The organism is Bacillus sp. CH140a_4T (genome assembly GCF_008923725.1).
Classification (GTDB): Bacteria; Bacillota; Bacilli; order Bacillales; family Bacillaceae_G; genus Bacillus_A.
In genome coordinates, this window is the sequence record NZ_WBPF01000005.1 from 860,242 (window position 1) to 882,583 (window position 22,342).

General features: G+C 35.3%; 18 protein-coding genes. 3 read left to right on the forward strand and 15 right to left on the reverse strand.

What is annotated here, in order from left to right:
* Positions 1-89: 89 nt before the first annotated feature.
* Entirely contained in the window at positions 90-1,001 is a 912-nt protein-coding gene (locus tag F8162_RS05470) for a VanW family protein (protein WP_151634313.1), read from the reverse strand.
* Between the two features lie 362 nt (positions 1,002-1,363).
* Here F8162_RS05470 and F8162_RS05475 point away from each other — a divergent pair, with 362 nt between their 5' ends.
* Positions 1,364-1,705 carry a hypothetical protein gene (locus tag F8162_RS05475; protein WP_151634311.1) on the forward strand — a complete coding sequence of 114 codons (342 nt, stop codon included), beginning with the start codon at positions 1,364-1,366 and terminating at the stop codon, positions 1,703-1,705.
* A 115-nt stretch (positions 1,706-1,820) separates the two neighbouring features.
* On the forward strand, positions 1,821-2,900 hold the full coding sequence (locus tag F8162_RS05480) for a DUF3900 domain-containing protein (protein WP_151634309.1): 1,080 nt from the start codon (positions 1,821-1,823) through the stop codon (positions 2,898-2,900).
* A 231-nt stretch (positions 2,901-3,131) separates the two neighbouring features.
* Here F8162_RS05480 and F8162_RS05485 read toward each other — a convergent pair whose 3' ends face one another.
* The 13 genes from F8162_RS05485 to F8162_RS05545 form a co-directional block, all read right to left on the reverse strand.
* Entirely contained in the window at positions 3,132-4,379 is a 1,248-nt protein-coding gene (locus F8162_RS05485; protein ID WP_225990148.1) for a glycosyltransferase family 4 protein, read from the reverse strand.
* A gap of 86 nt (positions 4,380-4,465) precedes the next feature.
* A complete protein-coding gene (locus F8162_RS05490) occupies positions 4,466-5,521 on the reverse strand; it encodes an oxidoreductase family protein (RefSeq protein WP_151634305.1) in 1,056 nt (351 codons plus the stop codon).
* A 6-nt stretch (positions 5,522-5,527) separates the two neighbouring features.
* Complete coding sequence (locus tag F8162_RS05495) at positions 5,528-6,703, reverse strand: carbamoyl-phosphate synthase (RefSeq protein WP_151634303.1); 1,176 nt, start codon at positions 6,701-6,703, stop codon at positions 5,528-5,530.
* A complete protein-coding gene (locus tag F8162_RS05500; RefSeq protein ID WP_151634301.1) occupies positions 6,700-8,031 on the reverse strand; it encodes a glycosyltransferase family 4 protein in 1,332 nt (443 codons plus the stop codon). Before F8162_RS05500 ends, F8162_RS05495 begins: the two co-directional genes overlap by 4 nt.
* Positions 8,028-8,684, reverse strand: a complete 657-nt coding sequence (locus F8162_RS05505; RefSeq protein WP_151634299.1) for a PIG-L deacetylase family protein — start codon at positions 8,682-8,684, stop codon at positions 8,028-8,030. Before F8162_RS05505 ends, F8162_RS05500 begins: the two co-directional genes overlap by 4 nt.
* Positions 8,685-8,814: 130 nt before the next feature.
* Positions 8,815-9,363, reverse strand: a complete 549-nt coding sequence (locus tag F8162_RS05510; protein WP_151634297.1) for an AarF/UbiB family protein — start codon at positions 9,361-9,363, stop codon at positions 8,815-8,817.
* 300 nt (positions 9,364-9,663) lie between these two features.
* Positions 9,664-10,506 (reverse strand): exonuclease, encoded by an 843-nt coding sequence (locus F8162_RS05515; protein WP_151634295.1) that lies wholly within the window; start codon positions 10,504-10,506, stop codon positions 9,664-9,666.
* A gap of 188 nt (positions 10,507-10,694) precedes the next feature.
* Positions 10,695-10,895 carry a cold shock-like protein CspB gene (cspB, locus tag F8162_RS05520; RefSeq protein WP_001179147.1) on the reverse strand — a complete coding sequence of 67 codons (201 nt, stop codon included), beginning with the start codon at positions 10,893-10,895 and terminating at the stop codon, positions 10,695-10,697.
* A gap of 215 nt (positions 10,896-11,110) precedes the next feature.
* Positions 11,111-12,010 (reverse strand): WD40/YVTN/BNR-like repeat-containing protein, encoded by a 900-nt coding sequence (locus tag F8162_RS05525; RefSeq protein WP_151634293.1) that lies wholly within the window; start codon positions 12,008-12,010, stop codon positions 11,111-11,113.
* A gap of 16 nt (positions 12,011-12,026) precedes the next feature.
* Positions 12,027-12,470 (reverse strand): flavodoxin, encoded by a 444-nt coding sequence (locus F8162_RS05530; RefSeq protein ID WP_001062763.1) that lies wholly within the window; start codon positions 12,468-12,470, stop codon positions 12,027-12,029.
* A gap of 141 nt (positions 12,471-12,611) precedes the next feature.
* The gene (locus F8162_RS05535) at positions 12,612-13,232 is read right to left on the reverse strand and encodes an acetate uptake transporter (RefSeq protein WP_000070936.1); all 621 of its coding nucleotides are present in this window, start codon (positions 13,230-13,232) and stop codon (positions 12,612-12,614) included.
* Between the two features lie 86 nt (positions 13,233-13,318).
* Positions 13,319-13,714: an NUDIX hydrolase gene (locus tag F8162_RS05540; protein WP_151634291.1), complete on the reverse strand. Its 396-nt coding sequence runs from the start codon at positions 13,712-13,714 to the stop codon at positions 13,319-13,321.
* The gene (locus tag F8162_RS05545; protein ID WP_151634289.1) at positions 13,711-14,052 is read right to left on the reverse strand and encodes an ASCH domain-containing protein; all 342 of its coding nucleotides are present in this window, start codon (positions 14,050-14,052) and stop codon (positions 13,711-13,713) included. Before F8162_RS05545 ends, F8162_RS05540 begins: the two co-directional genes overlap by 4 nt.
* Before the next feature lie 139 nt (positions 14,053-14,191).
* Between F8162_RS05545 and F8162_RS05550 the strand changes: the two genes are divergently transcribed.
* A complete protein-coding gene (locus F8162_RS05550) occupies positions 14,192-14,749 on the forward strand; it encodes a CatB-related O-acetyltransferase (RefSeq protein ID WP_151634287.1) in 558 nt (185 codons plus the stop codon).
* Positions 14,750-14,797: 48 nt separating this feature from the next.
* Here the strand turns inward: F8162_RS05550 and F8162_RS05555 are convergent, their stop codons facing one another.
* On the reverse strand, positions 14,798-22,270 hold the full coding sequence (locus F8162_RS05555; RefSeq protein ID WP_151634285.1) for a DUF11 domain-containing protein: 7,473 nt from the start codon (positions 22,268-22,270) through the stop codon (positions 14,798-14,800).
* Positions 22,271-22,342 lie beyond the last annotated feature (72 nt).

A 22,342-nucleotide genomic window follows, 5' to 3' on the forward strand; every position in this document is an offset into this window, starting at 1 on the left:
ATATGAAAAGTCAGAATTTATACACATTTTTATTTTCGTAATAAAAAAGCCACCACTTCTAGTTTTTAGAAAAGGTGACTTTATAACTCTTATCTCATTTTATGTACTTCAGCAACTAACTTTCCGCCCTGAATGCCCATATAAAGTTTCACAGGTGCATCATTCGTGTTTTCAAACACTAAGTCTAAGTATGGATATGCAATTGTAGCATCTCTTCCTTGTGGAACGTATCCTACCGTTTTAGAATGCGTTGTTCTCTCTACCATTTTCAAACCAGCTTGATCTGCTGCATTGTATAAAGTTGATGATGTTTGACAAACACCACCGCCGTATCCATCTACTAATTTACCATCTACAATTTCTTTTCCTAATTGGTATCCTTTATCTGGCGTTGTATCACCTATTAATGCATTGAAAGAGAAACGGTCTCCTTTCGCTAATACAACTCCATTTATGCTCGCTGCTGACAAACGAATATTCTCAATACGGCCACCTGCTGAGCCACCTAAATTCGTTTCATATCTACCAATTACCGTGCCACTTCCTTGCGCATCACTTAATGTTGCAGTAGGCTTTTTCTCAACAATAGGTAATTGATATGAAGAATCCCACATACCAACGTTTAATAATTTATCTACTAATTCTTTTTCCATTAACTCATAAGCAGGTTTTCCTTCTTGCCAACTTCCATCAGGTGCTACGCGTGAAGGAACCATCTTTTTGTCAACGCTTTTCCCAACCTCGCTAGCAACCTTCGTCACTGATTTTTTAAATTTTGCTTCGTCTTCAAAATAACTTAGACTTGATAAATCTAGCTTTTTCACTTCCGTACCTGTACGACCATCTACTAAACTAATAGAATCCTGCACTTCTGCTTTAGCCTCTACCGTGTGGCCACCAATATCACTTACTAATGCAACATCACTTACTTTTGCGCCACAGCCACTCACTACAGCTACACATAACACCCCAACTAATATACCCTTTATTTTACGGAACAATATACTCTCCCCTTTTTCCCAATATTACTTTTATGTATTATTTCATTTTTATGTATGTTTTGTTACAATCATTTTACAATATATTTATAAATTGTTACAAGTTATTTTTTACTCTATATAAATTACTCTTTTCTTTTCCAAATGTCTATACATATTTACATAAAAGTTTGAGTTTGATAGAAATGTAACCTTTATGTAACCCACCCCATTATCCAGTATATACCATTAAACGAACGAAATACAAATGTAAAAACTCCATATTCTTATTTATAAAGGAAGATCCTGTAAACATAAATAGGTATTTGCCGTGCCACACTCCGCTTTTACACATACATTATGGTGAATTAACCTATTTTAAAGAAATGGAGGATGTTTTTATGTACCCCTACAATCCATACGATCCATATAACCAAAATGGTTATCAGCCTCAATATGATTTACAAGCACAATACCAACAATATATAGATCCAGCAGAACAAGTTAATCCATATGATCAAACTCGACAATTCCAACTTCCAATCTCTTTTCCTGGTACTGGAAACCGTCAACTAGAAAGACGAGTAAATGAGCTTGAACAAAGAGTACGTCAATTAGAAAACACGGTTGAGCGTCATACACGTAGATTAAACCGCTTAAACCAACGTTTACGTACTATAGAAAACAGACTAAACATTCCATTTTCAGCATTAGAAGACGGATTTTAATTTTGAAAATAAAAAATATATAAAGGAAGGGGCTCCCCTTCCTTATATAAATTGACGAAAGTTTTTTCCATCTCTATACTGGTAAGAGTTAATGAAATGAAACAAGGTGATAAATATGGATTTTGAAATAAATTATCTTTCCTTTTATGTTGTACAAGTAGAAGGAAAAGGTGAAGCTGTTGATAAACGCTACAAACATTTTCAAACATTAGACGCTGAAGAGTATGAAGATAGCTCCTTAAAAGAATTTTTGAATGGTGAATTATTAAAAATTTCAAAGCGAAAAGTAGAACGTCATGCAAAAACAGAACAAGCTCCGACAAAAATCGGTCGCTTCATTGTAGAAGAAGGGCACGAACTTGATTCAAACCCTCATTACAACCTATTTAATCGCATTCGCTTCGCGGAGACTAAGGAAAACTTCAAAGATATGAGTGAACCACTCGTTTATACATATCTTGACACAAGTGCTGTACGCGGTGGTGTATTTTTAATTGCGCAAGCAAAACTACGTAAATACTTTGATGATCCATTCGTTTTCGTTATGAAATGTGACTTTGAACCGAAAGTTGCTTCTATTTCAGATGAATCCACACTAATTCGTAACGTTGAAATGGCAATCACAACAAAAAACATGAAATCTATCCAATATCCGTACATGCCTGAAGAAGGTATGGTTGAAGTAGGCGAACTAAAAATTCACCAAGCATCACACGCCCGTTACTTTGAAGACTTCTTAAAATTCGTCGAGTACGAACGCTCTATGCCTGAAATTATGAAAACACAAATAATGGACATGGTATACGACCAAATTGAAGATGTATTTGAAGAAGGTACGGAAGAACGCGAACAATTCGACCAAGCAATGGAAGTATGGGCTGCCAGTCCGAAACGCGAAATTATGGAACAATTTTCAACCGAAGAAGTAATGGAAGCTACCGCTCAAATCGTCGAGCATGCTCCTGAAGTGGAATTAAAGCTAAAAGCAGATCATATCTCTGTGAAGGCTCTACTTGCTGATTTCGGGGATCAAATACATATCGCAAAGGTAAATGACCGTTACGTATTAATGATTGAGGCTGATACACTTACGTTTGAGAAAGGCTTCTCTCCTATTGAGTTTCTGAAGCCAGACGAATTGCAAGATGTGATTGAGCGGATTGAGCAGAAAGCCTCTCATATACCGCAATATTAAATATCAAAAAGCAACCGAAATTACAAAAAACAAGGAAAGAAGCTGTTCCAAACTATCTTTTGAAACAGCTTCTTTCCTTGTACATTCATTGTTATTATCTTTATTAGCAAATCGATATCATTCTTATAATTTTCTATACGGCTACATAAAAAGAGCACTTAGTTAAAAGATTTAACTTATAGGACAACCATTTTTCTTAAAAAAGAATGAGAAATAACCCCATTTTATTTATTAACCCTCAAGCAAACTATAATAGATTTCTTCTATTTCAGAAACCATTCTCTCTTGTGTTAAATACTTCCGTGCATATTCCTTTGCATTTTTCCCTAAAGATAATCTTAACTGTGAATTTCGTATCAATAAAGTTAATGAATCAACAATTTGTTGCACATTTCCAGGTTCACATAAAAGTCCTGTCTTACCATCTTGGATCATTTCTACGATACCTCCACAATTTGTGGAAATAATTGCTTTCCCTGCAAACATAGCTTCTATAATTGAAAGTGGAAAATTATCATTTATAGTAGGTAAAATATAAACATCAGAAGCTGCCAATATTTCTGCAATATCTTTTCGATTCCCTAAAAATTTCACATTTTTTAAATTATAGAACTTTACTTGCTGTTCCAAATCCTCCCTCATAACTCCGCCTCCAACAATCCATACTTCGATATGAGGAAGACTTCCCTTCATTTGTGAAAGTGCACTTAAAAGGTTCGTATGCCCTTTTCTAGGAGAAAGCCGCGCAATACAAGTAACAATTATTTTGTCTGTTTCTTTTTCTATTATTTTCTCTTTAAAGTTTATACCCGTATAAACAGTCACAAGTTGTTTAGATTTCGCCCCATATTTTTTTAACGCCGAATGAAAAGAATCACTAATAGTTATAATTTTATCAGCTGTCTCTATTCCTTGTTTCTCGATTTCACTAAAGTACAATTCCTCAATAGAATCTTTTTTTATTTTATTAAATTTTATCCTACTTTGAGTAAAATGTCCGTGTGGTGTAAAAAAAAGAGGCTTTCTATATCTTAAATTGAATTGCCTTAATATAAATAAAGAAAATAAGTCTTGGGCATGAAATACATCATACCCCTTTAAATTTTTCTCCTCTAAAAAACTTGTAAATACACTTAGGAAACTCACGTTTTTAATAATTTTTTCATTTATAACTCCATATCTTTCTCTAAAAAAAACACTTATTTTTTTCGCTTCTTCAGGAATCCGCTTCTCTAAATATTCAACTGGCATCTGGAGGGGAGAAATAACATCTACTTTATGTCCCAATTTTTCAAATCCTTCTTTTAACGTGGAGATATAATTAGCCAACCCTCCGACATTAGGATATTTGAAGAATGTTACATACAAAATTTTCATATTTTCAACTTTCTTATTTAGACATTCTCCATTATCCTTGAAAGATACTATTGGTAAATCTACAAACTCGAGCTGATTTTCCACTTTATAATACTTATCCATAATCTTCAATAATCTTTCAAATAAAAGATTTTTAATTTGTGATTTCAATTTATCCTCCCTAACCAAGCTAGCAACCATTTTATAATTTATAACCCAAGTTCCTTACCCCAAGTTGCAATTTTTTCAAGGTGGTACGCTAGCAATTCGCCTCCACGATTGTCAAATATCCTTCTCAACTGTGTATGCAAACCTTTTTCTAACGTTCGTTGTAAATATGCCATTTTGTATAGATCCATAGGATTTTCTTTAAAGTGAATTCCATATTTCTTCATTTCCTTTGTATACACATTTACGCAGTTCAAACGTATTTCATCTGCATTCCCTTGCCAATCTTTTCTAAATCCTATTAATACTTCAACTAAAACTACCATATCCAACCACACTGGTGCATATTTAGCAGCTTCCCAATCAATGAATTGAATATTCCATTGACTACCAGAACTTACGTTATTACTGCATATATTTTGCATATGCAGATCACCATGCGTTATTGCAGAGCCACTCTCCAGTAATTTCGGGAAAAAGTCCGGACCTTTTTCATATATTTTCATTAATGATTTATAATAAGGTTTAATAATATCTTCCAGGTCTTCATCATCCATTGCAGCGTTTAAAAAAACTATTGTTCGGTTTATATATTTCTCTCGATCTTTTCTCATTTTATCGGACCCATAGACTGGTAACCATTCTGACCAAGTATTTTCATTTTTACGAAGTTTTTTTTCGAAAGTATTAGCGTGAAGTTTAGCAAGAGTGGGGATAATAGAATTAAAATGATCTGGAGTAAAAGTAACTTGCCCTCGAATTTGTTGAACAAACTCCATAAATATCCATGTTTCATCATTTGTTCTTTCAATATGATATATTCGAGGAAGAAATTCTTTTAATTTACGAGAGGGATTTTCATACATTTTAATTTCCACTTCATTTTTACGATGTGTACCGTTATATATTTTTAAAATAATAGGAAAGTACTTCATCTTTGTTTGAATATTTATTTGATAAACACTCATTTTATTACTGGCTTTTAAACATGTAATTTTAGATTCCTCAATCGTAATTTTATCTCTTAATGCATTCGAAAGTTTTTTTTCAATTTCTAGCTTTTGAAACAAGCTTAATAATATGTTCGGCTCGTACAAAACTGCTCATTCCTTTCTTTTTCTTTTCCAAGCATTTATTAAATGTGAATATGCACTTCGAATAAACGGCATTGGGTCATCCCACGCAAACAGAGCAAATTCTTTTTGACCTTTTAGCCCTTTATAAAATTCTTTCCATGTCATTTCTCCCTTTTGTTTTTTATGACGAAATGTTAAATAATATCGTACAAGGTAAATCCATTTAACACCATCATTCTGTTGTAATTGTGGTATCACCTCCTGATTCGTTACATATAAATAGTACATGTATACAAAATCAATACCGGCTCTTCTTGTTAAACTATGCGTTAGCCAAAAGCGAGGATTTATCTCGATAAATTTATATACCCCATCCCTAGGATCTTTTTTAAATTCTATCATACCTATACCTTTTAGTTTTAACTCTTGAAAAAATGGCAAACACATCTCTACTAATTCTGGTACTTGTTTACTAACAATATGTGCACCCGTTCCAAATTCAGCTGGAAATTGGTGATTTTTTTGTAAAGAAAATAAAGCTAACAATTCCATGTTATCATCATAAAATGTTGCCACTTTATAGAAACATTGATTATCCCCTGGAATAATTTCTTGAATCAAAAGTTTTCCATGTTGTTGAAATAGTTGATACTGACTTCTTAGTTGATCTGCATCTTGTACTAAAATTGCTTTTTGATTAACTTTCTTCCGAAATTCATGTCCCATCACCGGCTTTAAAATACATGGAAAAGTAAGGTCTTCTATCACTAATTCAAATTCTTCATCCCGTTCAATCATATACGTCTTAGGACAAGGGATATTATGTTTCTTTGCTAATTCATACATTTTTTCTTTATCTACTATTTGCTCAACAAGTGATTGTTCAGGTATAAAAAACAAATAGTATTCAGAAAGTTCTTTTTGATATTTCGAAATAAATACCAAGTAATCATCCGCACCAGTATATAGAACTGGTTTTTCTTTAAAGTTTTTAGCCAAATCAACTAAAAATACTAATAACTCTTTTTCTTTATATAACGGACTTGGACAGACTCCACATGAAGCAAGACGTGATTTACCTATTTTATATGCCTTTTCATTGTCATACGCATAAACCTTAATTCCTTTTCTTGCTAACCCCCGAATGATTCCAATTCCATTAGCACTTAAATCTAACACAACTGCTACATGTTCATGATTCATGTAATTTTTCCTCGCCCACATATATTTTTATAAACTTCTTCCACTTTCATTGCCATTGACTCTTGTGTTAAATTTGTTTTTGCGAATTCTTTTGCATTTCTCCCTAACATCTCACGTTCTTCTTTATTATCTATAACCCGTTTAATGGCATTTGCCAATTGATTTGTATCTCCTACATCTACAAGAATGCCATCTTTTTCATTAGCTACTAGTTCTGGGATTCCTCCTGATTTTGTAGAAATTACACAAATCCCATAATGCATTGCTTCAATAATAGAGATTGGTAAACTATCATTAATAGTTGGAAGGACAAAAACGTCAGTTTTAGCTAATATATTTGGTATATCATCTCTTTTCCCTAAAAACTCAACCATAGAAAGCCCTAAATCCACAGCTTGCCTTTCACGCTCCTCCCTCATTTCACCATCACCAACAATTAGTACTTTAAGCTTATCTGTATATTCATTTCCGATATAAGAAAGTGCATTAAATAATATATCATGTCCCTTTCTTGGACCTAATCTAGACACACAAGATATAACAAGCTTTTCATTATCTTTTTGACGGCTTACAGTAGGATAATCAATACCAGTAAGAACTTTCTCGATATTTTCTTTTAACGCCCCCATTTGAGATAATGGTTTACGAAACGAATCACTTAAAATAATAAGTTGATGTGAGTATTCAATAGCTTTTTTTTCTAGCTCTTTATAATAAACTTCCTCTACAGAACCTTTTTCAATAATACCAAACTTCAGTCTATTGAAGGTGTACATTCCATGAGGAGTAAACACGATTGGTTTTCCATACCGTTCATTTATTTTCCCTAATATATTCGCTGTAAATAAATCTTGCACATGAAAAATATCATACTTTTTTAAATTTGTATTTTCTAATAACATTTTTTCATAGACATACATATTTCTATTATTTTTTAAAATCATATTACTAACATTTCCATAACGCGTATTAAAAAATCTTTTCAACGCCGGAACAATTTCACCACGAATCATTTCAACTTGATTCATGGAAAATTGATTAGGAGAAATGATATCTACATCATGCCCAAGCCGTTTTAAACCGTCACTTAAAGTTTTAATATAATTAGATAGACCTCCGACATGAGGATAGTCCCAAAACGTCGCAATTAATATAGATAACTTCTTTTCTTTTGATTTTCTAGATTTTATTTTTCTTTGTCTTATATTTTTAGATTTTTGTTTTAGTTTTACTATTTCCTTTTTGTTATTCACAAAAGAATTCACACCAAAATACTCATCCAGAGCTTTAACTATATATGGATAGGGACCTTCTTCTTGTCTTCTCATCGCCATATCCTCCTAATTATCTCAAATGCTTCAGCATAAGATACACCAATAGACATGCCCCTCATTCTCCCTAAATATTCTATACCTTTATATGAACGAGGGTGTGGAAAGTCCCTCATTTCTACCTCATAATGTTTTAATGCGGCAATTTTCGTATCCATTTGATCTGTAATATCTACAAAATAATTAGGCTTGAAAATTTTATCATTTGAATGAACATTCCATTCGCTAGAAGAAACCGTTTCAAATGTAATTAACTCAATTGGTCTTTGATTTGGCAAAGGTCGAGTTGCTGTCAAAACCGCCCTAAATGTAATTAGATGGTCCCTATTAACATCACCATAATGATGTGTGAAAATTTTACTTGGCTTATAAATTTTTATTAAATTTTCAATTTCTTTTGTTAATCGATGCAACGGAAGTAACTCTAATTCTAAATTATTATGCTTTAAGAAGATAACTTCTTTAATACCAAGCGCCTCATTTGCAGCTATACTTATTTGTTCCATATGATGTGCTTCTTCTTTTCTTCCCAAAGCAGTTATAACTGATACTACTCTAACTCCTTTATCAATTAATTTTTTTAAAGTACCTCCAGGTCCTAATAACTCATCATCCGGATGAGCACCAATAACTAATACACACTCAACCATTATTACTTCCACTCCCTATATCATTTATAATATATGAATACCTATCTTCAAAATAAACTGTCATTAGCGGATACCTCAGATAATTATATGAAACTAAATCATCTTTTTAATAAAAATATATTTAATAAACCTATTCCTTAATCCACATACGATAACTATCTAACCGCAAATTCTTTACATGATTTAAAAATACTTGGGATTGTCCTAGTTTCTCTAAACCCTTCAACAATTTCTTTGGTACTCTGCTATCTGATGTAAACGCTCTTTTATGATCGATTACCTTTAATTTTCCTTCCTCGTTTATCAATATATGTCTAACTTCAGTGTCTAACCTTTTGAATTGTATCTTTTCTAATTCATCTAACATCGCTAATATTTTAATAGCTAATTGCTCTGAAAGTTCCTTTTCTCTTTTTAAATAGCGTGCAAGCGAGACTCCTTGTACATATTCCATAACAATGTAGTTTTCTCCATGTTCATATACAGTCGGAATAACCGGTGAAGATTGCCCTGCCATTAAAGCCTCTAACTCTCTTTGTTGTGTTTCTTCATTGAAAAATATTTTCACGCATTTCTCTTCACTTAATTGATACACTTCTCCATCTTTACCATCACCAATTAATTCATTTCCCATTACTTCTTTTCTACCTATTTTTTTCCCATAAAAATATTTTTTCATTTCACTCCTCCTCACTCATTTTCATTACTTTTAAAACTAGTATTAATTTTTATTTTATGGATTAGCCTCCATAAATGTTAATCCATATCAGCACATTTTCCATATATTCACGATAAAAACTCTAAAAATGTGCTCTTATTTCAATTTTTTATATACATTAAAATTCCCCCATTCAAAACAACAAAACTTTTAAAACAAGTAATAATTCTCATATAACTTCTTACTTCATCCATGCATTAAAAAAAACCTATTATTTAGGTGATTACCTGATATAATAGGTTTTTGCTTTTATATATAAATCTAGCAGTTTTTAATTACCTCTCTTTCCTCCAAATACTTCAATTGCCGTTCTGCCTTTCTTACCGCCGTTCGAAAATGCTTTTTCAATAATTCTATTGTAGATTCACTTATATAGTATCTTTCCGTTATACTTTCCCACGTGTCACTACTTTCAAATGTACTCCAAACGAAAGGACGCTCTGTATTTTTTCTCATTTCTTTAAATACCCATTTTCGCATCTTTTTTTTCGCTTTTTCTGTTAGTTTTCCGTTCTCTACAAGTTCAAGCTCACCGTGTCTTTTGTACCGTTTATGAATATCTCTCTCGCTATATACTTTAAGAAGTATATTTGCTGTATTCTCAGCATCTGCTAAAGCCCGATGCTGTTTCCCTTCCCAAGTTAAACCGAGCTGCTCTACTGCAAACTGTAAACTTGGTGTATGCTCAAATAATTCTTCATACGCTTGGAAAACAAATTTCTGCAAATCAAATTTGCTCCCTTTTTCCGTACATGGGCATTCTACACCGTGCAACGTACAATCATGAGATAGAAAGCGGTAATCTTCTCTTCCCCATGAAACAAATATAGAATTTTCTCCGATAAACTGAATAAATTTCTCTATAATTTGCGGGAATTTCTCCACACCAATTAAATCATTCTTTGTAATTCCCGTTAATTTCGTCGTATGACGAGTGAGTCGTGCACTCGGTTTTACTAACTCCGAAAATTCTCCAATTACCTTCATTGTACTTGCTTCTATTTTTACAGCTCCGATATCAACTATCTCTGACGGATCTTCTGATTTATACGGCCTGAAATTTCTCTCTATATCGAACACAATAAAATGTGTAGCGTTTTCCAATTTTTTTACCTCTTTCTAAATTCCATTTCACACACATACTCTATTTTTAGTATTTATTCATTCATGCACTTTATGCATGAAATATTTCGTCTAAAAAACGAAAATTTAATCTCATCATTATATGTACATAGGAGGTTATTCAATAAAAATGCAAAAAAAAGAAGGGCAAGCCCTTCTTTTTTCCATAATTACTTCTTGTTAACGTTTGTAGCTTGAGGTCCACGGTTACCTTGTTCTACTTCGAAAGTAACTTCTTGACCTTCTTCTAAAGATTTGAAGCCGTCGCCTTGGATAGCTGAGAAATGAACGAATACGTCTTCTCCGCCTTCAACTTCGATGAAACCGAAACCTTTTTCTGCGTTAAACCATTTTACTTTACCGTTTTGCATTTAAAAAATCCTCCTACAATGTACCTATATGTACATATTCATTTTCAACCACTTTACAATAATACTTCAAACATTAAAAAACTGCAACCCCAGAGGAGATTTAACATTGCTATCCTCCTCGGAAGTTACAGCTCATTTAAATCTCTATATTATTAAAAGTAAAATGGTTTAAAGTAACTATATCATATCAATATAATAAAAGTAAAGTTTTTTTGCTATATAATTTTTTTCTTCCACTGCATCGCTTTTGATTCACCTGATCCAGCTACAACATAACCCTCTTTTTGGTTAACGATGCGCCAGCCATGCCCTTTAACTGAGTCACATACTGTAACAAGTCCTTCTTCTAGAAGTACACGACAAACCGTACTAATCCCCGCCTTATTTTGTGTTGACGTTGTATATAGCGCATGTTGATCTACACTCAAGGCTAAATAGCTACTTGCTTTCTGCTCACTTTGACATGTGTGCCAATATGTTTTTTCACTCTCAATACTTTCATCTATTTTACAAAAAGAAATATTCCCGCTAATCCCCTTGCATGATCCACTCGCTGCTACTAAATAAGAATTGTGTACAGTCAACGCTGAGATCATCTGATTCATCACGATTTTAATCCTCTTTAATTTACGTGTCTCCAAATTAAAGAGCCAAACACCACCATATTTAGCATGTATTTTCGTACCGATAAATAAGTAATGTTTATATAAAAATAACGATCGAATAGATGGTGCCCCGCCACCATACTCAAGAAATGGATGAATGGTTTCCCATGTCGAACCAAAATCATTAGAATGATACAACGTTTTATCTCCATGAGCAATGACTGTTCCTTGTACATTACTACAAACATTCCAACTCGTTGCTTTTGTTGGAAAACGCTGGACCGTCCAGTTCTCTCCACCATTCATACTACGAATAAAAATCCCTTCGTCACCTACACCATACACTACATTATCTTCGCTATGTAAATCCCTAATTCGTTTTTGAAAACCATTTAATATTTGTTTCCATTCTCCATCTCGTTCAATAAATAAGCCATTATATGTAGTAGCTAACATAAGTTTTCCATCTCTTAACTTTGTAATAGCGGTCGCACTTAACATTGTCTCCACGTTGACACTCCCATTCTTAGAACTTCTCAGCAAATGCAATTGCAAAATTACTGCATTTTTCAACATCCTCTTCATCTTCTGGAGCTAGTTCGATTTTCAATCCTTCTTGCACAAGCTCTGCACCGCGTTCTACAAGTCTTTCTTCAAATATCGTTACCGCTTCACAAAATAGTTCATACGCCGTATCACCTGATCCGAATACCGCTACTTTCTTCCCTGATAAATCTATATTTTCTAAGTCCTCATGGAAATCTTCCGCCTCAAACGGTAATTCACCATCGCCCCACGTATAAGATCCTAAAATGATTCCATCATAGGCTAATAATTCTTCAGCATCCATGCCTTCCATTTCTTGCAATACTACTTCATGATCAAAAGCATCTAAACTAACTTTTATTAAATCAGCAATACTCTCTGTATTTCCTGACATACTTGCATAAGCTATTAAAATTTTTGCCACTTCGGCATCCCCCTCTTACAATAAATGATTCTCATTCTCATTATATTAATAATGAGAATCAATTTCAATTATATTTTTCGTTTTTATTTATTCCATACAAAAAAAAGCACAGATGACTATACAATCACCTGTGCTTTTTTATTACTTTTTAAAAATACCAAACGGCTTCCCAACTGGTAATACAACTTTACCGAAGTGTGTATTTAACACTGCTGCTGCTGAACCATAGAAAGATAATAATGAAATACATAGTTCAGAATACGCTGCTAAATTATGCATTGCATGCGGCATAACACCTAAAGTACTTAATGAAAGACCAATAAATAAGAAATCAATAAGGACGAAAATCATAAATAATACTTTATGTGTTTCCATTGCACCAATTGTCATAAAGATTGTGAAAATCAAATATCCAATAAAGGCTACACCCAGCTGTTTTGAATCTGCAGCTTGTGCTAATTTTTCGCCAAATACTCCAAGTTGAATTAACCAAGTCATTCCAACACCTAACCAAAATAGGCCGTATGCACCGAATGCTGTTGTACCGAACGTATTGTTATGCTTTGCATCGTGAATGCACGCAAAGATTTGTGCAAATCCTCCTAAAAAGATTGCCCACGGTAATACAAGTGAAACGCCATCTGTTAAGCCTAACTTTTGAGATGATGCTACAAGTGTTACCATCGCTAATCCAAATAGACCAATTCCAGATGGATCCGCTGTTGTCATTTTCACATGATGTGTAGTTGTTTGATTGCTCATATAAACCTCCTGATTATAAACATACTCGAATACAATACTTAAATCAGAAGGCTATGTCAATGGTTTTTTTTGTATGTTGTCAGACCTTATTTTTTATAATGGTTGAATATACTTCCGACCACTTCATACGGTTTTATATTCACTTTTTCCAACTCGTGTATCGGCAACCATAACGGAATATAAATCCCTCTATCTTTCAGTTCGAATTCTTCAGCTTTACCACTTCCAAAAACTCCACCTATAATATGGGCATTATAATAATACTCCGTACCCTGATACTCCACCTTTGCAATCAGATGCTCCAATTTTATATGTACCCCTAATTCTTCATAAATTTCTCGCTTCGTTGCTTCTTCAGCTGTTTCTCCTTCTTCAATTCCTCCGCCTGGAAAAACATAATATGTTTCCCCTTCTCGAATACGTTTTATAAGAGCAATTTTCCCTTCCTGCACAATGATAGCCCTGCCGCGATTTCTTATCATTTTATTACCTCAATACGAATCGCAACTGTTCCCCACTTTTTTTCTTGTTCTTTCGTATATATTTTGTATGTACTTTCTAGCATTTCCTCTAAACTATCATTTTCACAATCCAATAATTTGTGATTAATTTGTTCGTACATTGCTTTAAAGCTTGCGTATCGTTTTATTTCCGTTACTTTTACAGTCATCGTTGCTGCTGTCGTAAGGTTCGTAAATACAATATGATCGCCTTGTTTTATAAGTTGACGTTTTGTATCGTATAAACGTACTTCATATACTTTTTTTCCTGATTGAATTGATTGAAAAGGTTTATTATATAATCCCATTTCGTATATCATTCATTCCACTCCTTTTTATTCGTTGCGCCTACTATTTTATTTGTGCATTACCAATTCATACAACACAGTTTGACTTATTCCAAGTTGCATATAATGTTCCATATCCATTACTTGACTTAGAGAGGATGCTAAATTCGTTATGTTATGTTTAAATCAAAAACCTGAATATAATAAATATGATATTGGTGATTATACTTATAGTAAAGTAGGTCCAACCATTTTTTCTTGGAACGATGAAACAAAATTAAAAATAGGTAAGTTTTGTTCATTAGGAGAAGAAGTCGTTTTTATACTTGGCGGTGAACATCGTGCAGACTGGATAACGACTTACCCATTTAATGCATTTTTTAATGAAGGAGCACATATTACTGGTCATCCTTCTTCAAAAGGTGATATCGTAGTCGGCAACGATGTATGGATTGGTTATCAATCCTGCATTTTATCTGGTGTTAAAATTGGTAACGGAGCCATTATCGGGGCAAAGAGTGTTGTTACGAAAGACGTACCTCCATATGCGATTGTAGCTGGTAATCCTGCAAAATTTGTTCGATATCGTTTCCCGCAAGAAACGATTGAAAAACTAGAAAGTCTCGCATGGTGGGATTGGGATATTTCTGTTATAAAAGGAGCCATTCCATTTCTACTTTCCAACAAAATCAACGAGTTTTTTACCTCGCCCGAAAATGAATCTATGTGATTAATACAAAAAAGAGCATCCTATTCTTTCAGGATGCTCTTTTTTGTATTATTTTTTATGTTCGTGCAAATGATTACACGGAGAACATGGAAATGGAATTTTATCTAAGCAATTAAAGTTTGTTTCACAAATTTGTTCGATAGTTGGGACGAACGGTATGACCACAATATTACTTTCTATTATTTGTGTAACAGGTGGCAACACTGTACCTACTTGATGTTCGAAGCGAATACTCGCTTGATTTATATAATTTCCTGAACCACTTGGCGCGCTCTGAACTACTACTTGGAACGAGACTGTGCGTGCTTCACCTGGATTTAAACTTTCTATAAGAAATCCTGATACTGGATTTACATTTGACACTAGCGTATTATCAACCGTTACACTTCCAAGGACAAATTGAACACTACTATCTAACATATCTTGAAAACGAATATTTTGTAGGACAGTATCCCCCGTATTCGTAATAACTGTCGTAAACGTAATGACATCTCCAATTGTTGCTGTTTGATGATCCGCTGTTTTTACGACTGTCGTTGAGACATTTTGAGGAATAAACGGGATAACAACTGTATTGCTATCGCCTTCAACTACTACAGGCGGTTCATTTGGATTCACAGTTGCAAACCCACTCGCTGTCGCTGTATTTGTAACTAAATTATTTATTTGCCCTCCTGTTATTACAACTTGGAAATTAATAATTGCTGCATCATTTGGCTGAAAATCACCTAACGAAATACCGGTATTCGGATTAGCAAACGGAAAAGGTACATCATTTACCGTTACCGTTCCATTTATAAATAGCGTATTTGGATCAATGATATCTGTTAACACAATGTTGGTCACAGGAACTGTACTATCATTTATAACAGCAATTCCGTAAGTGATAACATCTCCTACCATTGCTACTTCAAAGTTTGCTCCTTTTGCAACAAATAAGATTGCTGTATTTACCGTCACTATAACTGTATTGCTCGTGTCCATTACTGTAACCGGTGGCTCTCCTGGTACTAAAATATACTCTGCTAGCGCCCCAGCAACATTCATTACTGTACCACCATCTGGAAAACTTGTAATCGTAGATTCATATGTTACAAGTGCCGTCTCACCGACTGGGATGTTTGGTATCGTAAATCCAGCCTGCGGATTTAACCCTGGCTGCGGAACTCCATTTATCGTTACACTATTTGGAACAAATTCAGCTTCCTGAGATAACACATCTATAAACTGAACATTCATCGCATCAGCCGTACCAGTATTTAATATACGAACAGTATACGTTACCGTTTCTCCCACTCCAACAATTGGATGATCTACTTCTTTCAGCATATCTAAACTACCTCGATTTACTGGTGTGACTGTCGTATTACTTGAGTTCGTAATTGTAAACGGTGGTTCTCCTGGAATCAATTCGAAATCACCAGTTACTCTCGCTGTATTCATAATGCTACTAGAAGGCGGAATTGCGATTACATTTACTTCAAATGTAATTAATATACTATCCCCTACTGCAAGATCCGGTAATGAAAATCCTACAAAAGGATCTAAACCTACTTGCGGAATCCCATTTATTTGTACACTTCCAGGAACGAATTCTAAACTAGGTGACGGAACATCGATAAACTGAACATTCGTCGCTGTTACCGTTCCCGTATTTGTAACTTGCACACTATACGTTAACGTATCTCCTAAACGTGTCGCTGCTTTATTTACAGATTTTATAACACTGAACCGTCCTCTATTTATCCTTGTTATCGTCGTATTACTCGGCTCTGTTACCACAACCGGTGGCTCTCCTGGTACTAATACAAAGCTTCCTGTTATATTTGCAACGTTCGTAATGGTTCCTGATGACGGGATGTTTATAACTGTCGCTTGAAACGTCACTATAACTGTTTCGCCAACTGGTATATCTCCAACTCCAAAGCCAGTAATCGGATTTAAGTTTGGTTGCAGGGCTCCATTTATCGTTACACTATTCGATATAAATGACGCTCCTGCTGAAATGGTATCAATAAACTGAACATCATTTGCTGTTACTGTTCCTGTATTCGTTATTTGAACCGTATACGTTAATACATCTCCAACGAGAGTAGCAACCCTATTTACTTGTTTAATTACATTAAATTGTCCTCTATTTACAGTTGTAAGGGTTGTATTGCTCGGCTGGTTTACTATAACTGGTGGTTCTCCCGGTATTAATACAAAGCTTCCTGTTACATTTGCCGTATTGGCAATTGTTCCATTTGACGGAACACTAACAACTGTTACTTGGAATGTAACTTCTACACTTTCACCTGGGTTTATATCTGGAAGCGGGAATCCATTATTAGGATTGAATCCAGGTTGTAGCACACTATCTATCGTTACACTGTCCGGTACAAATGTTATTGAGGATGGTAATACATCACTATATTGAACATTCGTCGCTACCACTGTCCCTGTATTTTGAACTACTGTTGTATATGTGATTGTATCGCCTACTGCAACAACCGGCTGACTTACTGATTTTAAAACATTCAAACCAGGTTCATTGATTTTTGTTAATGTCGTATTACTTGTCGTTGTTTCTGTAATAGGCGGCTCTGTTTCACTTACAGGAAATGTAGCTGTAACGTCTACAAAGTTAACAACTGTACCACCTTCTGGTATGCTTGTAACCACTTCCTGATATGTGACAAGTACAAAATCATCTACAGGTATGTCTGGAACTGTAAAACCAATGAAAGGATCTAATCCTGGTGCCGGTACCCCGTTTATGCTCACACTTCCCGGTACAAATGCTACACCGACGGAAGTTGTATCTATAAATTCAACATTCGTTGCTGGCACTGTACCGAAATTAAAGATTAATACATCATACGTTAATATTTCTCCTACAGTCGCTACTTCTTTATCTACTAGTTTTAATGGAAAAATCGAAGCTATATTAATTGTCGTAACGACTAAATTCGTTAATATCGTTTCCGTAATTGGTGGTTCCTGCGGATTTGGTTGTGAAGTAAATGTAACGTCTGCATCATTTAATATGACTTCATTATCTGGAATTTCTGTAATCATCACTCGGAACGTTACCTCAATACTTCCACCATCCATTAATAATGGAGTAACTGTAAATCCTATTTCTGGATTTAAACCGAGTTGCTGTACCCCCCCTATCGTTACACTATCTTCTTCAAATGTTGTTCCTTCTGGTATGACATCTTGGAAAAATACATCTGTAACAGGTATAATTCCTACGTTTGAAATTAGCACAGTATACGTTAATACATCCCCAACCGCTCCAGTAGCAACATCTACTGTTTTGATTGCTGTTACTTCACCAGGAGGAGGTAACGGTATCGTCACTACTGTCGTATTACTTGAATTGGTCGTTGTTACAGGGGGCTGTAAAGGATTTAATAAAAAAGTGGCTGTAGCAGATGCCGTGTTTAGTACGGCTCCGCGCGTGGATGGTGCAACTACTGTTACTTGGAACGTTACAGTCAATGATGTTCCAGCAGCGATATTAGGAAGCGTAAAACCTATATTTGGATCAAATCCAGGTTGAGACGCTCCATTTATCGTTACACTATTTGCGACAAATGTTGTTTCTGGAGCAATTGGGTCAATGAAAGAAACATTCGTTGCTGTTACTGTGCCGTTATTTCGAATGACAACAGAATACGTGTAAGTTTCTCCAAGTGCTGCTTGTTGTACAGATGAAGTTTTTTGTATATTTAGCTGTGCTGTGTTTACTTGCGTCACTACAAAATTACTATTTGTTACAGTCGTTATTGGAGGGTTTGCTGGATTTATAAGAAAACTTGCAGTAACGTTCGATTGGTTTCTAACATTTCCACCGCTCGGAACACTCGTCACTGTAACTTGAAACGTAATCGTAGCCGTTTGCCCGACCGGAATATTTGGTACTGGGAAACCTGCCATAGGATCCGCGCCTTGCTGTACGACTCCGTTTATTGTCACACTATTTGCTACAAACGCAGTACCAGACGGAATTGGATCTTGAAAAATAATATTCGTTGCAGGAACAGTTCCTGTATTTTGAATAAGAATCGTATACGTTAACGTATCTCCTACTCCTGCTTGCGTTGTATTTACACTCTTCATTACATTAAGTGATCCTACATTCACTCGCGTCACAACAATATTACTAATCGTTACAATTGTAATTGGCGGCTGGAGAGGACTTACTTGGAAATCAGCAGTTACATTCGCATTATTCGGAAGAACTCTATTTGATGGTACACTTGTAATTGTTACTTGAAAAATAACTGTTACCATCCCTCCTACTGGAATATTAGCAAGCGGAAATCCAGTTGTTGGGTTTAAACCTGGTTGTGGCGTTCCATTTATTGTTACACTATTTGCTACAAACGTCGTTCCCGATGGAATTGGATCAAGGAATGATACATTTGTTGCTGCTACTGTTCCACTATTTTGTATACGAACTGTATACGTTAACGTATCTCCTACTCCTGCTTCAGTAGCGCTTACACTCTTCCTTACATTTAACCCTGAAGAATTCACCACTGTCATAACAGTATTACTTGGCACCGTTACAGTAATTGGTGGCTCTGTTGGATTTACAAGAAAATCACCAGTAACATTCGCGTTATTTATAACATTATTTCCTTGAGGAATTTCATCAATTAACACTTCAAACGTAACAATTGCACTCGCGCCAGTAGGCAAATTATTTAATGGGAATCCAAGTTCTGGATTTGCACCTTCTTGTAAAACACCATTAACAAATACACTGTTTTCAATAAATAATGTCCCTTGTGGAATTGAATCTTGGAAAAATACATTTGTAGCTGGTACACTACCTGCATTTATGATTTCAATTGTATATACTAAAACATCCCCTACAGTTGCAACATCCGTATTCACTGATTTCACAACTTCAAAGTTCCCTGATTGTACAGTTGTATTCACAATGTTACTCGGAACATTGATTGTTACTGGTGGTTCACTCGGATTCACTTGAAAATTTGCTGTTACATTTGCTTGATTTAAAATATCTTCATTTTCTGGATCCTGTACAATTAATACGTCAAATGTGACTACAACTGTTTGAGCCGCAGGAATATTCGGAAGAGAAAATCCTGAGTTCGGATTTAGTCCATTTTGCGATATGCCATTAATTGTTACAGAATTTGCAACGAAAGAAACCGCTGAAGAAATGGTGTCTTGGAAAAACACGTTTGTTAACGGCACGTTTCCTGTATTTTGAACGGCAATGGTATATGTTAAAGTGTCCCCTACTGCCGCTTGTGTTGTATTCACTTCTTTTATTACATTTAAACCACCTGTATTCACTTGTGTCACAACTGTATTCGTTTGTCTATTAATCGTCACTGGTGGTTGATTCGGAATAACGACGAAATTAGCAGATACATTTCCGCGATTCGCAATCGTACCTCCTGATGGCGTAGATGTCACTCGGACTTGAAAACGCACTGTCCTACTTCCACCTGAAGAAATATTTGCTACCGTAAACCCAGTCGAAGGATTTGCTCCTGGTTGTGAAACCCCATCTACAGTTACACTATTCGCTATAAAAGTCGTTCCAATTGGGATTGGATCTTGAAAAATAACATTCGTCGCAAGTACATTTCCTGTATTTTCAATTGTAACAGTGTACGTAAGAACGTCATTCACTGTAGCAAAAGCTCTATCCACTGTTTTTCTCGTTCTTATATCAGCTATATTAATAGTAGTAACTACAGTATTACTTGTCGTTTGCCCTGAAACCGGTTGTTGACCAGGTACTGGAGTAAAGTTAAATGTTGCACTCGCACGGTTCGGAATTGGATTGACAAGAGGATTAGATGTTACTCGAACTTGAAAACGCACTACAGTCGTTTGCGAAGCATTAATACTTCCTAGATTAATACTACTTGCTGGATTTGCTCCTGGACGTGCTACCCCATTTACCGTAACACTATTTGGAACAAATGTTGTTCCAGCAGGTATACTATCAACAAAAATCACATTGTTTGCAGTGACATTTCCATTATTCGTCACATTAACCGTGTACGTTAATACATCATTAAGTGTTGCCGTCTGTAAATCTACAGATTTTTGCATACTTATAGTTGCTTGATTCACTGTCGTTTGTACTGTATTTGAAGAAGACATACTTGCAATTGGTGGACTACCGACGAAAGGACGGAATTGATATGACACCATTGCGCGATTTGGAATAGGATTTGGGTTCGGAAACGATGTTATTCGCACTTGAAATGTAACAATTCTTTGCGTGTTATTTGGGATTGTGCCTAAATTAATTCCATTAGCAGGGTTCGCATTCGGCTGTGTTACTCCACCCACTGTTACACTACCTGTAACAAACGTCGTTCCGTTCGGAATACTGTCTTGTAATATAACATTTTCTGCACTTCCTGTACCTGTATTAGGAACTGTAATTGTGTAGGTAAGAATATCTCCAACTCCTGCAACTGTTCTATTGACCGATTTAACAGGATTAATAATTGGACCCGTTGCATCAATTTGGACCCCAAAACCAGCTGCAGCATATCCATCTCCATTAGTAACGAATCGAACCGTTGCTGACGTTTGATTATTTACTAATGATGCAGAGGCATTTACATTTGTAATATCCCACCCTTGTCTTCGGACAGCCAAAGCTATCCCTAACGGCTGATTCAAATCTCCAAACGTTCCAGTTGTATCTAACTCTCCAATATCGTTACAAATTTGTGATTGAAAGAAATTATTTGCAGGGTTTCTCGGGCCTGATAATGCAACTGTAGCATTTGCATTCGGTCCGAAGCGAAGTTGGTCTCCAACGATGTTAGAATCACCTTCTTGAGCAGTTACGAGCACTCGTCCTGTTACAGCTCCTGTAGCTGGAGTAGCAAATCCTGAAATAGTAGCATCAACTGGTGGTGATGAAGCATCGATAATTTCTTGACCTGCATAAACTGATAAATTCCGAAGTGGCAAACTGGCATTTTGATAAACAACCTCAAGCGTCCAACCAGCCGAACGACTGATAGTTGGATCAGATGAAGTTCTTGCAGCTGGCACAGCACCCGTTGTATATGCGCCTGCCCCACCTGCACTAACAAGATTCGTTACATTGGCAGAGCGAGCATAATAAAACTGATTTCCTACTGAACCTTGTTGCGCGGTAGCAGGATCTGGCGTAACAGAAAACGTCCCTGCTGGCGTTGTAAATGTAATGTTATCATTTAAAAATGGTAACACATCTTCCGTATCAGTCCGGAAAGTACCAGCCCAAACTAATTCTGCATATAACACACTGCTTCCCGCTGGAAGATTTAAAATTGCACTTGAAGAATTCAATTGCCACTCATCTGTTGTCCCTGCTGGGAATCCTGGTACTTGCAACGTTGTATTTACTGTCGTAAACACTGCAAGTGTACCAAAAATATTACCTGGTGCAGGTGATGTAGGGCTAAGTCCCAGCGTATTCCCAGTGAACGTGACGGCACCAGGTACTGTTGTCGTAAAACGATTTATAAAAGGCACACAATCATCTCATTTCAATTATAGTAAAAAGTGCTCTATACTATAAAATGTAGACAAACTATGCAATGTACT